This window comes from Acinetobacter vivianii (genome assembly GCF_014635885.1).
Taxonomy (GTDB): Bacteria; Pseudomonadota; Gammaproteobacteria; order Pseudomonadales; family Moraxellaceae; genus Acinetobacter; species Acinetobacter vivianii.
Genome location: NZ_BMDR01000002.1, coordinates 489,973 through 506,204, shown reverse-complemented (window position 1 = coordinate 506,204; position 16,232 = coordinate 489,973). Strand labels below are relative to the sequence as shown.

Below are 16,232 nucleotides of genomic sequence, written 5' to 3'. Positions count from 1 at the left end.
ATAGACGATTTCAACTGATCTTTTTCTTAAAATAAACCACACGTTCGGTTTCCTGAAAACCCAGCGCGCGATGCATGGCATGACTGATCGTATTATCAATTGCTGCATCTGAAGCAAATTCGGTACAGGAAAATTGCTTTGCCCAGTCTTCTACTTGCTGTACCAAAGTGGTAGCAACACCTGAACGTCGATATTCAGGCAAGACATAAATGCCTTCCAGAAAAGCCACAGGTGAGGTTTGTGTACCATTTACATATTCATATCGAATAGACGCTTCTAGCATGGCAATTGCTTGCTGCTGATCGTTATAGCTTAATAATTGCAAAGTATGTGGTTGTTCGAGTAGCTGCCGCATTTCCAGTAAATGTGCATCTTCATCATCAGGCCAGAGTAATATTCTTAATTGCAGCCAGTCGGCCAATAACGGCTCGGTTACAGGCATGATTTTCATATCGATTCTGCCCTTTTGCTTCACTTATATTTCTAATTCAATAAAAAATTTAAATTTATGCTTCAAACAGCGAAATTAAGGCGAGTTAAAACTCGCCCTGATTCTTAGAAATCAAAAAAAGAAACTTCACCTGTTTCTAGCGAATATTCTGCACCTACGACAATCATTTTGCCCTTTTCAATCAGGCTTTCCAGCACAGCAGAGCCATGACGGAGCTGATTCACAGAAGCAAATACATTTGAACGTACCGCATGCGCAGACAATTTTTTCAAATCATTTTTGAGTTCGGTTTGCATCAAGATTTCAACCGACGGACGGACACGGTTTACGATTGACATTAAATTCGATGAAGGCGGCTGATCAGGGTTCATCAAGGTATCAATCGTGGCTTGAATCGCACCACAATGACTATGACCCAGTACCACCACAACAGCACAATCATAACGCTCTGCTGCAAATTCAACACTGCCGACCTGTGAAGGCGCCACAATATTGCCTGCCACACGAATCACGAACAAGTCACCCAAGCCTTGGTCAAAAACCATTTCAGCAGGTACACGTGAATCAGAACAGCCTAAAACAATTGCAAAAGGATTTTGATCACTTGCCATCTCGGCACGTTCTTGGTGAGATAACAATCTTTGTTGAACTGCCTCTCCTTTTACAAAACGGGCATTACCAGCTTTTAAACGTTCTAATGCTTCTTGTGCGGTGAGCATGTGTGTATCCATGTGTGATTGACCTAAGGCAACAGTTTAATGTGCGCCCGTTTGAAAGTCACTGACAAAAATAAGAACGATCAGCATACTTGCTAATCTTTTGAACCGTAAAATAGCGGAAAATTGCTGATTTCATTGGCAAGAATTTCCATACATCTGTAGATTATGCAAATGACTCGCGTCGTCTCTTCCTCAATAATCAATTGGTTTAAAAATAGATCAAGGATTGAACAACGATGATAAATACCCGACTTACCCAACCTTTTCGTAAGGCTCTTGGCGCTGCTTTGCTGGTGTGTAGCTTAAGTACACTAGCAGTGAGTACAACTCAAGCTGCCGAAATAGAAATGAATTTTCAAAACCTGTTGCAACAAGAGCGTGCATGGGCTGGCTTACAAACCAAGACCTTAAAAGTAGGTGACATCACTTGGTCGTATAGTGAAGGCGGTCAAGCGGGTAAGCCAATCGTCATTTTAATTCATGGTCTTGCAGGCAGTCGTGACAACTGGAACCGTGTTGCCCGCGCCCTCACGGCAAACTACCACGTCATCATTCCTGACTTACCAGCCAGTGGTGAAACATTAGTACCTAAAGATTTTGACTATTCTGTTCCGAATGTCACAGAGAAATTACGCCGTTTTGTAGAAGCTGCCAATCTGACAGGCCCAGCGCATGTTGCCGGTCATTCACTGGGTGGTTCTATTGCCATGCTCTATGCAGGCCAATATCCTTTTGAAACCAAAAGTCTTTTCCTGATTGATGCGGCAGGCGTCTATAAGGCAGCGACCACGCCTTATTTAAAAGATCCCAATCAGGTGAAAAACATGATTGTGAGCAAGAAAGGAGATTTCAATTTCCTCATGCAACAAGCCATGTTTACTCCGCCATTCATTCCAAAAGAAATTGCTCAGGCACAAGAAAAAATGATGATTGGTCAGGTTGAGCAAACCCAGAAAATGGTCGATCAGGTGATTGCCTTAAATAAGCTCTATACGCCTGATTCATTTGCCTTGCTGGCAAGATCAATTGATGCACCGACTCTAATTTTATGGGGTAAGCAAGATAAAATCGTCAATGTTGAAGTCGTCCCTGAATTAAAAGCATTACTAAAAAATGCCCAGACACCTGTCATTCTGGACAATGTCGGTCATATGCCGATTCTAGAAGCAGATCAACTGGTGGTTCAGCAATATCTACCTTTCCTCAGCAAGATTCAGGCACAAAAGCCTGCTGCGGCTCCAGCGCAATAAACTTAATTTAGCGATTTGAGAATATATGTCTAAACATCCAATGATAGAACAACTGATTGATGCACAGCTCGACTTTCTTGAATATGAGTTTGCACAACCAGACACCATTCAATCGGAATTTAAACAGTTCTATCATTGGTTGCGTTTACAGCCGTTACAACAGATCTGGTCTTTTGAACAGATTTTCAACCTGATCGAAAAACAGATTCTTGCGACACCCGCAAGTGCATTTCTGGTTGAGCAGATTGCAGAACATATTCGTTTTGCCCTGATTCACCCGATTAATGACCAGACCACAATTGAAGATGTTATTCCTGTTCTTACCGTAGATTCGATTGCCCAGTATGTTGCCAGTAAAAGTGGACACCGCCAGCGTTTAATTAAAACCGTGGTGAATAATCCCGCGTTCTCAGCATTGATTACCCAGTTAATCCAGCACTCGATTCAGGATTATCTGGATAATTCAGTCATGTCGAAACGCGTCCCAGGTGTCGGACATTTTATGAAAATGGGCAAATCTGTTTTAGAAACAGTAACGGATTCCAATCTGAATGAAACCATTGCGCATTATTTACAAAAGAATATTTTAAAAATCAGTCAAATGAGTGAAAGAGTGCTGAATCAGCATTTTAATGATGACAAGCTCTATCATTTTCAGGCCAATCTCTGGCATAAAATTAAAGTCATGCCCTTATCGGTATTGCGTAATTATGTAGAAGTACAGGACTTACCAAAAACCGTCGAGATGGGGCATGAGATTTGGGATCATATTCGTCAAACACCGTATCTAAAACAACAAGTACATGATGATGTGTATGCATGGTACGCACGTAATCAGGAACGGAGTTTCGATCTTTTATTGCGTGATCTGAATATTGATGAAGCCCTAATTGAAAATGAACTCAGCCATTTACTTGCGCCTGTACTGCAACAGGTGATCGAAACGGGTTATTTGCGTGAGCGTGCTCGCGTATATTTAGAGAAGTTTTATTATTCGGAACAAGTGGCGCATATCTTAAAAGTAGAAGGATAAGGCTTTGCAACCCTACCCTTCAATTTCAATTGATGTCTTAGAAACTATAAGTCACACCAAGATTATAACGGCGACCATCTAACACATAGTTATAGGTCGCAGTATCAATCTCTTTATCAAATAGATTGTAGATCCCTGCGGCAACTGCAATATTTTGCGTTGGCTTATAATTTACCCCCACATCTACCATCGTATAAGCAGGTTTACCTTTTGCCATAGCAGTACGGCTTAAGTAATCCGATGTCTTACTACGGTAATTCACACGTCCCCAGCTTGAGAACTGATCGTTAATTTCCCAGTCTGCGGTTGTATTGAACATATGTTTAGGCATTTCATTTAAAGGCTTGCCTTTATTCGCGCCACTCTTTTGTTCAGTATCCGTGAAGGTGTAATTCGCACTCAAGTTCACATTTGGTAAGACTTTCCAGCCAAATGTTGCTTCTGCACCACGCATATTGGCTTTATCAACATTCTCACGCAGGCTCACAAAGTCAAACTTCTCCCCCAACCAGTCACAGCCCATTGACCCAGATGCCCCCTGACAGGTTCTGATTTCAGTGATCTTGTCTTTAAACTCACTATTGAATAGCGTAAGGCCCGCAGTCAGGTTATCTAAATTGTCCCAGTTAAAGGACATTTCATAGTTCACACTTTTTTCAGGTTTTAAATCAGGATTACCGACAATCACACCTTTACTTTGTCCACCACCAGTTGCCTGTCCCCATTCAGCAACGGTCGCACGCAGTGCTGGTGTTTTATAACCAGTTGAAACACCACCTTTAATGACCCAATTATCATTTAAGCCCCATACTCCGTACACTTTCGGGCTCCAGTGATCACCAAATTTTTCATCTTTATCTAAACGTAGTGAACTGGTTAAAGTGAAGTCATCGACAATATTCCATGCATTTTCAGCGAATAATGCCCAGCTATAACGGTCAAGATTGGAAACAGGTTTCGCTCCACCGACACTTAACTGGTTACCTTTGTCATCTAATTCTTCTTTGAGGTACATCCCGCCAAAACTCAGACTCTGACGACCAAAGTTAATTTTATTGATGGTATTAAATGTTGTATTGGTCGCTTCCATATTACGTGACGGGTTTTCGTTTTCTTCCCGCTGAATATAAGAATGTGTTTCTACCGCACCAATTTTGCCACGATGCGTCAAACTATACTCTGTACGATAGTAATCTGTGAGTGAGTTTGCTGGTGGGTTTCTGCCCGTTTGTATGGGTGAAATACTCTTACCAACAGTTGCATCACGGTTTTGAATCGAACGTTGATATTCCAGATCAATGGTGTGATCATCATTTGGAGTCAGACTAAAGGCAGCTCCGCCTGCACGAATTTTTTGCTTACTATAGCCACCATAGATTTCATCTTCATCACGTTGAGAATATAGGCCATTGGCTTTAAATGATAAAAGATTGGCAATTAAAGGCCCAGCAATGTAAGCATTAGTTTGATATTGATTACCTGAGTCAGAATTTTCCTGCAACGTGGTATCAAGCTTGATGGAACCCGTCCATTCAGTTACATTTTTCTTGGTAATAATGTTGATGACACCGCCCATTGCATCTGAACCATATAAGCCAGACATTGGTCCACGGATCACTTCAATACGTTCAATGGCGCCAATATTCGGTAACCAGCCTTGTTCAATACCCGAGTTGTCGCTATTTGGGCGTACCGAACGTGTATTTACTTTTTTGCCATCGACCATAATGACCGTATACGCACTGCCCATGCCGCGGATACTGATATCACTTGAACTACCGCCCCCTGTTACGACCACGCCAGGTACATCTTTTAAAGCATCGGTTACATCCCGATATGCTTTTTTATTAATTTCTTCTTGTGTGAGCACAGATATAGATGCTGCTGCTTTTTTAATGTCCTGTTCAAATCCACTTGCTGTAATAACAATCTTTTCCAGTTGTACAGCCTCTTTATTCGCTTGAATTTCTGCTGCGTGTGCAAGCGCCATCATACCGCCCAATACGGAAATAGTGAGGAGTGATTGACGTGCTATTTTGTTGGACATATTCCCACCCGATTCAGAGATATCTTAAAGATTGCTTAAAATTTATGGGAATTCTAACAAAAAACAAATAAAACTCAATACAAATGATAATTATTATTATTTATAAATTCATTTTTCATTCACATTTTTTGCTTATCAGTTTAGGAAAACAAGTTTAACTTTTTAATATATGGTAAAGAAAATAAATCATAACCAACTAATTTTATTTAAAAATAATATTAAATTCTTATATAAAAAATATGAAGATTAAGCTTACACGATTTTGTCATTCTTATTACAATCATCAAATGAATAAAGATATTCAAATTTTTGGGCATTTTATGCTTTAGATGATCTCTTTAAAATTATGATACTTTTCTAGTATTTTTATTATTATTTCATCCATTCGTTGCTTGAGCAAGTTGAAAAGATCTACAGATGTATAGACTCTGTTTCAACTTGCTTACAGCATCGTTACTTAAGCTGGAATTTGCTGGGTAATGCAGTGAATATTTCCACCACCCAGTAAGATTTCTCGCGCTGGTACTCCTGTGATGAGATAGTCTGGATACATCTGCTGGAACAATGCTTTTACCTGTTCATCGGTACGTTCATCCAATAATGGGAAAATAATCTGCTGATTACTAATCAGATAGTTCACATAAGAACCCGCCAAACGATTTCCTTCAAAACGTTCAATCGCATTGCCCTTATCAACATCAACCGTCTCATTTCCACTGGCATAGAGTGGGCCCGGTGATGGTAACTTCCATACTATCAATTGACGACCTTTCGCATCTTTCGTATTTTCAAGCACTTTCAATGCGGCTTGTGAACGTGCGTATTGCGGATCATCGATATCATCTGTCCAGTGCAATGCAACTTCACCCGGACGAACGAAACAGCACATATTGTCAACATGCCCATCGGTTTCATCATTAAATACCCCTTGAGGCAGCCAGATAAAAGTCGTTACCCCGAGACATTCTTGCAGAATGTTTTCAATCTGAGTATGAGACAGATGTGAATTTCGATTTGGATTGAGCAAGCATTCTGCTGTAGTCAATAACGTCCCTTCTCCATCGACATGAATTGCCCCGCCCTCTAAGATCAGCGGCGTCGAGTACGTCTCAATGCCATGTTGAGCAGCAATTTTGCCTGCAATCAGTTGATCTTGATCCCATGGGAAATACAATCCACCATTTTCCCCACCCCATGCATTAAACACCCAATTAATGGCTTTTTTCTGACCTTGCGCATTTTTGACAATGGTTGGACCCGTATCGCGTGTCCATGCATCATCACTTTCAATTTCAACCAAAGTCACCTGTGCAGGCATAACCTGACGTGCTTTTTCCATTTCAGCTTGAGGAACCGCCATAAATACTGGCGTTTTCTGAGCAATTGCAGCCGCAACCTGTGCAAAAGCCTGTTGTGCAGGCGCACCATTTCCACGCCAGTTATCTGTACGATAAGGCCAGATCATCCATACAGCTTCTTGTGTAGACCACTCGCCGGGCATGCTAAAACCTTGCTGATTTGGGGTTGTCGCATTCTGTTCCATATATTTTGTCTCCATATTTTCAAATTTTTAGAAATCAAATCTTCAATTATCAAATCAATTGATTAAAACGGTTTAAGTCGTGGCCCCGAACGAAAGTGGCTGTTTGCGGATACGCTTATAAAGCAACAGTAAAACGCCAGCCAATAACCACACGCCACCAAATTCCAGCGCTGATTTTTCCAGATGTACCCACAAACCTAATAAGCACAGCACCGACGCCAGTGGTAGCAATAGATTGAAGAAAATATTTTTTAAACCTGCGCGCTCTTTACGTATCACAAAGAATTTCATGAATACAGAAAAGTTCACCATAGTGAAGGCAATCAAGGCACCAAAACTCACCAGACTCACCACGGTTGCCAAATCAACAGTAATCGCTAACAGAGAAATCAAGCCGACGAAGAAAATCGAATATAACGGCGTACCTAATCTGTGATTCACATAACCGAATATTTTTTGGTTAAACACACCATCACGTCCCATGATGTAAAGCAAACGCGAAGCGCTGGCATGAGAAGCCAAACCAGAGGCAAATGCATTCATGATCTGTACGGTAAGTAAAGCTGACTGGAAAAATACGCCCCCGACAAAGAGTGCAATTTCAGGTAAGGCTTCATCTGGATTTTTAAACTGTTCCAATGTCGGAAAGGACAATTGAACAAACCAGGAAACCGTAATAAAAATAAGGCCGCCTAATAATGTTGTGAGCATAATTGCCCGAGGAATGGTCTTGGTCGGATTGCGGCTTTCATGGGCTAAGGTCGATACCGCATCAAAGCCTAAATAAGAGAAACACACCAATGACACGCCTGTCAGTAAGGTTAGATATTCAGGATTGCCATTAAATAATGGTGTCATTGTCGCTAGGCTTTGATAACCTTGCGAATGCCCCATCCCTGTGACTACCAGAAAAATAAATACCAGCATCATTGAAATCGTGGCTGCGATAAAAATAAAGCTAAAATTCGCCAGAATATTGATACGAAAGCTATTGATCAACGTAATGATCCCGACCATGATCACCACCCATGTGGTATAGGCAATGTCAGGCATCAATGCATGGAGATAAAAGGACGCGAGTAAAACATTAACCAGCGGAATAAGTAGATAATCAATAAGCGAACACCAGCCCACAAAAAAACCCGCTGTCTTGCCGCATGTTTCAGTGGTGTAGGTATACGCTGACCCTGATTTTGGTGTCAGTTTACTAAAGCGTGCATAGCTAAATGCCGTCAATAGCATTGCAAACAAGGCCAAGATATAAGCCAGAGGAACCCGCCCCTCAGTGACTCTTGAAATAATACCAAAGGTATCAAATACGGTTGCTGGAGCCATATAAGCCACACCAATGACAACGACTTGCCATAGTGAGAGCCCTTTTCGTTTGTTTTCGCTTTCCATGCACGTTTCTCCTGCATCAATGCAAATATTTTCGCAGTGCTTTTTTATTCATCTTGGATGGTGCTATTGAACAGAGAAGTCCCTTTCCCAATTCAACCAGCAGTTGGCAAAATTAAAGCGTAATCACGTTTTCTTCGAGATAACTTTGCATCCCCGACTGCCCTAGTTCTCGCCCAATGCCACTCTTTTTGAATCCGCCCCATAACGAACCGGGTTGAATCATTTGATGGGAATTAATCCAGATATGACCAGAGCGAAGTCGCTTGGCAATTTTTTTACCATGCTCCAAAGACCCTGTGATAATGGTTGCAGCCAGACCAAACTCCGAGTCATTGGCAAGGCGAATGGCTTCTTCTTCAGTTTCAAAGCTTCGACAGCAAATCACAGGGCCAAAGATTTCCTCTTTCCACAATCGGCTTTCTGTCGGAACATTGACAAAAACATGCGGCTGAATGAAAAAGCCTTTTTCAGGTACAGCAATTTGCTCAAAATCAATTAAAGTTTGGAGTTTTTCGTCTTTCGCAATACTTAAATACTCACGAACTTTCTGGAATTGCTTTTGTGTCGTCATCGGCCCCATTGCAAATGGACCGCTCAGATCTGAACCCAAAATGATCGATTCCACCGCAGCTTTAAACTTCTGGTAAAAGCGTTCGGCAATCGATTGATGCACCAGTAAACGTGAGGTCGCAGAACACATTTGACCACTGTTATAGAACATGCCGCCGAGTGCTTTATCGACTGCTTCATCCAGATCTGCATCTTCAAGAATAAGGATCGGCGATTTTCCGCCTAGCTCTAATGTGACGCGTTTAACCGAACGGGCTGCGGCCTGCATCACATGAATGCCTACCTCTGTGCTACCAGTGAAAGAGACTTTATTCACCTCTGGATGTGTCACCAAATGCTGCGCTGCAACTGCATCTCCCAAAATCAGGTTAAATACACCCTGAGGAAACTGGATCTGATCCAAGAGCTGAGTAAATGCATATTCAGGCAAAGGCACCAACTCGGAAGGTTTAAAGATGAGCGTGCAACCTGCGGCAAGGGCCGGTGCGATTTTCCATGCGCTGGTGATTAACGGGAAATTCCACGGCGTAATTAAAGCAACCACACCGACGGGATTTTGCTGATGCGTCAGTTCAATACCACCGTCACATTCAGTCACCTGACTAAACGCAAAGCTTTTAACTAGATTGGCATAATAGCGGTAACACTTAATGCTGTTGTCGACATCGACTTGTGCTTGTTCCGAAGATTTACCATTGTTACGGTGGGAAAGTTCAATCAAGGTGTTTTTTGCTGCTTCAATCGCATCGGCAATTTTATTTAACCAATTCGCGCGTTCTTCAGGGCTTGTCAAACTCCAGCTTTCGAGTGCCTTTTGTGCAGCAGCCACGGCAGCATCTACATCTTGTGGGGAAGCCGTAGTAAATCGGATTAATTCCTCTTCACTGCCTGGGTTGACCACCGTAATCTGGGATGTTCCTGTCGTATTTTCCCATTTTCCATTGATATAATTCTTCATCTGCTTGCTCTCATACGGGTACTAAAGCGTATTCATCGTGACTGCCCACAGGATTTCAGCCTGCTTCATGTCAGTCATGTCCGCTTTATTCCTCATTCATTCCATCGACATCATCTGTTGTTCTCCCGCTATTTCTATCGATCAGCGAGACTCAACTCGCCCCGCGAGGCAAGTTGATTTTTCATTGGGAAACAAAGAGATTCGGCTTATAAATGACCTTCAGCTTTTAATTCCTGAATCGTATTCTGAATCGCATGACGTAAGGTTTTCACAGCAAAGTCAATTTGATCACGTGTCAAGATCAATGGTGGAGACAAGACATTCATGTGCCCCACTGGACGAACAATCAAACCGAGTTTTTGGCAATGGTTCGCAATACGTTTACCGACGCCAACAGAACGGTCAAATAGTTCTTTGGTTTCTTTATTACGTAAGTTTTCGATACACATCATGAATTTTTTGCCGCGTACTTCACCGACAATTTCCAGATCGGCAAGCGTCTTTAATTGCTCTTCAAAGTAAACGCCCATGTCTTGAACATGTTCACAAATCTTTTCTTTTTCCAGAATTTCAATATTCTTCAGTGCTGCCACACAACTCACTGGATGGCCTGAATAGGTAAAGCCATGCGTAAGCAAACCACCTTCATGATGCGGCTTGCTGATGGCGTCATAAATCTCATCAGAAATAATGGTTGCACCTAAAGGTAAGTAGCCTGAAGAAAGCCCTTTTGCACAGGTAATAATGTCAGGAACAATGCCAAACACGGCTTCTGAAGCAAACATATGACCTAAGCGACCAAATGCAGTGACCACCTCATCAGACACATACAGAACATTGTATTTCTTACATACAGCCAAAGTTTTGGCATGGTAGCCTTCTGGTGGAACAATCACCCCGCCTGCACCCATGATTGGCTCGGCAAAGAAAGCAGCTACATTATCTGGGCCAAGTTTCAGAATCGTATCTTCCAGTTCCTGAACCTTTTCATTACAGAAATCTTCCATCGACTGTGATGCAGGCTTACGGTATGGATTTGGGCATGACACATGATGAACCAGTTCGTTGTGAATTTCGAAACCGACATGATCGGCTTCAATTCCCGTCAAGGTCATACTGATGTAGGTACTACCGTGATAAGCATCTTTACGGGCAATCAATTTTTTCTTGGACGGCTTACCAATCTGATAGAAATAGTGGTGAATTAAACGTACCGCCGTATCATTCGCCACCGAACCGCCACAACCATAAAACACATGATTCAGATTACCCGGTGCCAACTCAGCAAGTTTAGCGGCCAACTTGGCTGCTGGTGCTGTGGTTTGATGACCAAAAGGCGAAAAGTAAGGTAATTCCATGATCTGTTCAGCAACAGCATCCGCAATTTCTTTACGACCATAACCGACATTGACACACCACAGGCCGCCAATACCATCTAGATATTTATTGCCTTGTGCATCATACACATAGACATTTTCACCTTTAGACATAATTAAAGAACCTTCGTCTTTAAATGTCGAAAAATCTGTCCACGGGTGAATCACATGATCCTTATCTTTTTGCCAGATATCCTGAATATCTACTTCTACTGGTAATTTTGAGTTCATCTTCTATCCATCCATCTTTATTGCAATGCTCCATTCCAGCAGCATGCATGTCTTACACATTGTTAATTTGTTGATAATTAAACTGTTGCTGTATTTTTTTGAGCGACTTGTGCGGCTGACTGTGCGTCATAATTTAAAATGGCATTCAGCAGCACATCGGCACCTTGAGCGGCATCTTGCATATAAATATCTTCTGCCTCGTTATGGCTTAAACCATCTATACAAGGGATAAAGATCATGGTCGTTGGACAATGTTTTGCGATATTGATTGCATCATGTCCTGCACCACTCACGATTGTCTGGTTGCTATATCCCAAACTGTTTACCGCTTCTTGAACTGTTGCAACGCAAGTCGAATCAAAATAAGTCGCTGGACTCAGCCAATGTTGAGATACGCGAACTTCCAGATCTCGTTCCATCGCTAGACGAGATAAGATTGCTGTTGTTTCGATTTCCATTGCTTTCAGTGCTGCATCATCTGGATGACGTAGATCAATGGTCCACTGAATCTGTCCTGGAATCGTATTTCGTGATGAATTGGCGACCTGCATTTCGCCAAATGTCACCAAGCCTTGTGGGAATTTCTCAAGAATGCATTTTTCAATCGCAACAATCATTTCTGCCGTGCCGACCATAGTATCTTTACGCATATTCATCGGAGTCGTACCAGCATGCGCAGCTTTACCTTGGGTTTCGACATCTAACCAGAGAATGGCTTGACCACCTGTCACCACACCAATAGAGATCTGGTTTCTTTCCAGTACTGGTCCTTGTTCAATATGCGCTTCGTAATAAGCCTGAAATGGACGAGCCAGCGGGTAATCGCCCAATTGCCCTGTACGAACCAGCTCCGAATAAACAGAAATACCGTTTTTATCCGTGGTGTCATAAACTTGCTGTTTAGGTAATACGCCAGCGAATGCTGCTGAACCCATCATTGCAGGAGTGAAACGTGCACCCTCTTCATTCATCCACACCACCAATTCAAGTGGATGGTCAGTAACAATATTCTGTTCTTCTAAGCGCTGTAACACTTCCATGCCAGCCAGCACACCATAAATTCCGTCAAAACGACCACCCTTTGGCTGGGTATCTAAATGGCTGCCCATAGCGATAGGTAATGCGGTTTGGTTTTGCCCTGAACGGCGCAAAATCAGGTTACCAACTTCATCATAATGAATAGAAAGATTAATCTGCTTCGCCCACTCAAGCAGTAAAGCCCGGCCTGAAATATCTTCATCCGTGAGCGCCAATCGTGTATTTCCGCCTTTCGTGGTCGCACCGATCTTCGCCATATCCATGAGCATCTGCCACAAGCGCTCTGCATTCACTCTCATTGTTTTAACATCCCTTTTATCGATATATTTTAAATATCACTTTATTCACGCTACTTTGATTAATTCTTCAATTAAAAACGAGTGCCAATTCTTCCCAAAAAACAGGTACCAATTTAAGTATGAATGAATAAAAAACAATTCCTTTTGTTTTTCAAACAAATAAACAGAACATTAAACTAATCTTATTTTTAGAAAAATCAATTTATTTTTATTAATTTTTTGAGTCTTTTCTCGCACCACCCAAACCCGAACACAAAACAGCCAAAATGTTTTATATACAAAACATTTTGGCTGCATACCCACCTTACCATATTTTAAATACAAATAATTGCACACTAATGAATAGCATCTTATTTAATAATACAAAGCTTTATTTTTAAATTAAAAAAGTTTAGTTAAACTAAAAACCACCGTCTTATCCGCACTTGGTAGGTCTTTATTAACATTTGCATTGGCATAATAAAGATCAAAGATAAAATCCTGATAGTTAAAATCCAGCCCTATTTTATAATCATAAAAGTGATTTTTCTCATCAGTTCCCCAAAGCACGGCATAGGCATTTTCATTTGCGAACTGATTATAGGCCACTTGAGTATATATATTCCATTGATCCGCGACTGGATAACGATAGCCAGCCTCATAACGCAGCATTTTACCTGTTTCAAAGGTATAATCAGGCGTGTAATAAAAAGACAGGTTGAGCTCATCCTTAGCATTGAGTAAATTTGAAGTCATCAATCCAATTGAGTATTCCTCAAAATCTACACGAGGTAGCGTCTTATCTTCATCAGGATAGTTCACATCCAGATATTGCAGATTCAGCTTTAGATCATTATTTATTTGATAATTATAGCCAATATAATAATCCAGCTCTAAACTACTTCCTATATCTAGCTGAATATTTGATGCAAACAGTTGCGTATAAAACCCAGAGTCATGATCGAGTCTTAATATTCCCTGAACAGCAGGTTTTCCTTTGGTTTGCGTCGTCCCTCGCCAATAATATTCTGTTAAAAATGCAAGCGAACCACTGACTAAAAAACTATCATTATTCTCACCCTGATCATGATCAGTTGATTTTGCATTTACTGGTGATATTAACATAGATGCAATTACAGCTAAAATCCATTTTTTATTGATCATTCATTTATTCCATTAGCATATGATTATTTTGAATCTTGATTATGTTGTGCACATTTTATAAATCGAGAACCAATTTTCAAAAATTCAGAAGAGCCATTTATTATTTTATTTAAAATACAACCAATCAAATAAAAGTAAAAAAAGAAAGCCTTCAGACTTTCTTTTTTAAATACACTTATTTATTTTTACTTAATTTGCCATTATAAACCTGTTTTCCAGCAAACCAGGTTTCGGCAACTTTCCAGTCCTTAATGTCTTTGTTGAGTGGTGTTTTTAAAGCATCCTGCAAGACCACAAAATCAGCCCATTTCCCGACACTGATACTGCCAATCTCATCGCCCCACCCTGCGATATTTGCAGGTGCTTGGGTATAGGCATATAAAGCTTCATCCAGACTCAAAGCGTTGTCGCTATAACGGGTTTTACCCTGATACTCACGAAATACCACATCGCTGAGCTGCAACATTGGATTTTCAGATGCCGTTGGCCAGTCACTTCCCAATACCATGGTAGCGCCGCTACTGAGCAAAGATTGCCAAGCATAACTATATGGCATACGCGCCTTACCCAGACGGGATTCCTGATAATTACCTGTAATGGCATGATCAGGCTGCATCGAAGCCACAACACCTAACTCTGCAAAACGTGGAATAGCGTCTTTAGATAGAACCTCAATATGTTCAATTCGATTGGCAAATTGGCGATGTTTAGGACTGTTTTCAATCGCATTCAGGGCCATATCCACACTCTTATCACCAATCGCATGAATCGCGACAGGGAACCCAACTTCATTGGCATTTTTCACTGAATTATTCAGATCTACCTGTGACGTAATTGGGGCAATATTAAAATGATGACGATCTGCATATGGCTCATTTAATGCAGCGGTATAATTCATCAATGTGCCATCGACAAAATATTTCATATACGCAAAGCGGAACTGCGGCCCTTTTTTCCACTGCTGTTCTTTTTGTATAAATTGCTGATTCAGTTCATCGCGTTGCTTCGCATAACGTTGAAAATCAGCGGGCGTTACCTGATCATCACCCGCCATTAATCCAAAGCGGATACGCATTGGTAATTCCTGTTTCGACTCCAGCAAAGCAGGATAAACCGTATCTAACTCAGTCCACATATCATGTACAGAGGTAATGCCTAAGCTATTAAAATGCGCAATGATCTTTTCAATGACTGGCAGTGCCGCTTTTCCTGACAGTAAGGCACTGGTATATTTAGGGTTCCCTAGAATCAGTTGAGTACCCGCAGTTTCTTTGAAAATCCCTGTCGGCTCACCTGTCTGCGGATCTTTGACAATCTCACCACCTTCTGGTGATTTGGTATTTTTATCAATCCCCAGCACTTGCATCGCCTTGGTATTGACCCAGACCGTGTGATAATCAATGTCCTGTAACACCACAGGACGATCTGGAGCAATCGCATCCAGCTCCTGACGGGTTGGCATATGGTCATCTTTCAGGCCCGTGATGTCCCAGCGTCCTCCCACTAACCAAGCGCCTTTCGGTAATTCTTTATCTCTTTTGGCAATTAATTTAAGCCATTCCTGACGATCCGTGATTCCGAATAGATCAACACCGTCCCATAATTCCAGACCGCCCAACAAATGGGTATGCGCATCGGTTAATCCTGGGAGAACTGTTTTACCTTTTACATCGATAACTTGTGTCTGCTTGGTCGCCATATTCTGGATATAGGTATTATTGCCGACAGCCACAAACTTTCCATCTTTCACGGCAAATGCCTGTGCTTTTGGCTTGGCGGGATTCGAGGTCCGAACATCGGCATTTAACACAATCACATCCACTTGTGGGGTTTTCGCATAACTGGCCAAGCTCATGACAGCGATACTGATGCCTAACACTAATTTCTTATTCATAAATCCCTTACGTCCTTATCCAAACTTATTTTTTGTTCATTTTTATTCTCTTTGCTTTCTTTATAAAACCTAGAACCAATTTAGCTAAAAATGCAGGAACCATTTCCATTCAATTCCTCAATAGATTGAACATGCCACCTCTAGTTACAACCAAAAAAAATCAATAAATTTAAATATATGGACCAAAAAACCATTATTTTCTACCATAAATAATTAAGCTATCGTCAGATAACTTAGAAACGATAAACAATAAAAAAAGCCCTCGAAAGGACTTTTTAA

Annotated in this window: 12 protein-coding genes; 2 read left to right on the top strand and 10 right to left on the bottom strand. The window is 41.4% G+C overall.

The annotated features are described in order from the left end of the window. Positions 1-10: 10 nt before the first annotated feature. Positions 11-451, bottom strand: a complete 441-nt coding sequence (aac(6')-I, locus tag IEV36_RS06105) for an AAC(6')-Ighjkrstuvwx family aminoglycoside N-acetyltransferase (protein WP_005259042.1) — start codon at positions 449-451, stop codon at positions 11-13. Between the two features lie 104 nt (positions 452-555). Further along, positions 556-1,170 (bottom strand): carbonic anhydrase, encoded by a 615-nt coding sequence (locus IEV36_RS06100; protein WP_032810306.1) that lies wholly within the window; start codon positions 1,168-1,170, stop codon positions 556-558. A gap of 236 nt (positions 1,171-1,406) precedes the next feature. Here IEV36_RS06100 and IEV36_RS06095 point away from each other — a divergent pair, with 236 nt between their 5' ends. Then, positions 1,407-2,420: an alpha/beta fold hydrolase gene (locus IEV36_RS06095; protein WP_005259043.1), complete on the top strand. Its 1,014-nt coding sequence runs from the start codon at positions 1,407-1,409 to the stop codon at positions 2,418-2,420. A gap of 25 nt (positions 2,421-2,445) precedes the next feature. After that, positions 2,446-3,453, top strand: coding sequence for a hypothetical protein (locus IEV36_RS06090; protein ID WP_005259044.1), 1,008 nt, complete (start codon positions 2,446-2,448; stop codon positions 3,451-3,453). 37 nt (positions 3,454-3,490) lie between these two features. Here IEV36_RS06090 and IEV36_RS06085 read toward each other — a convergent pair whose 3' ends face one another. The 8 genes from IEV36_RS06085 to IEV36_RS06050 form a co-directional block, all read right to left on the bottom strand. Further along, complete coding sequence (locus IEV36_RS06085; protein WP_005259045.1) at positions 3,491-5,500, bottom strand: ligand-gated channel protein; 2,010 nt, start codon at positions 5,498-5,500, stop codon at positions 3,491-3,493. A 457-nt stretch (positions 5,501-5,957) separates the two neighbouring features. Then, the gene (aguA, locus tag IEV36_RS06080) at positions 5,958-7,043 is read right to left on the bottom strand and encodes an agmatine deiminase (RefSeq protein WP_005259046.1); all 1,086 of its coding nucleotides are present in this window, start codon (positions 7,041-7,043) and stop codon (positions 5,958-5,960) included. 72 nt (positions 7,044-7,115) lie between these two features. Beyond that, positions 7,116-8,444, bottom strand: coding sequence for an APC family permease (locus tag IEV36_RS06075; RefSeq protein WP_004770331.1), 1,329 nt, complete (start codon positions 8,442-8,444; stop codon positions 7,116-7,118). A gap of 112 nt (positions 8,445-8,556) precedes the next feature. Then, positions 8,557-9,972 carry an aldehyde dehydrogenase family protein gene (locus IEV36_RS06070; RefSeq protein WP_005259047.1) on the bottom strand — a complete coding sequence of 472 codons (1,416 nt, stop codon included), beginning with the start codon at positions 9,970-9,972 and terminating at the stop codon, positions 8,557-8,559. A 206-nt stretch (positions 9,973-10,178) separates the two neighbouring features. Beyond that, positions 10,179-11,579: an aminotransferase gene (locus tag IEV36_RS06065; RefSeq protein WP_004770335.1), complete on the bottom strand. Its 1,401-nt coding sequence runs from the start codon at positions 11,577-11,579 to the stop codon at positions 10,179-10,181. 77 nt (positions 11,580-11,656) lie between these two features. Next, complete coding sequence (locus tag IEV36_RS06060) at positions 11,657-12,916, bottom strand: Zn-dependent hydrolase (protein WP_005259050.1); 1,260 nt, start codon at positions 12,914-12,916, stop codon at positions 11,657-11,659. Between the two features lie 381 nt (positions 12,917-13,297). Further along, a complete protein-coding gene (locus IEV36_RS06055; RefSeq protein WP_005259051.1) occupies positions 13,298-14,059 on the bottom strand; it encodes a TorF family putative porin in 762 nt (253 codons plus the stop codon). A gap of 175 nt (positions 14,060-14,234) precedes the next feature. Next, complete coding sequence (locus IEV36_RS06050) at positions 14,235-15,953, bottom strand: amidohydrolase (protein WP_005259053.1); 1,719 nt, start codon at positions 15,951-15,953, stop codon at positions 14,235-14,237. Between the last annotated feature and the right edge of the window lie 279 nt (positions 15,954-16,232).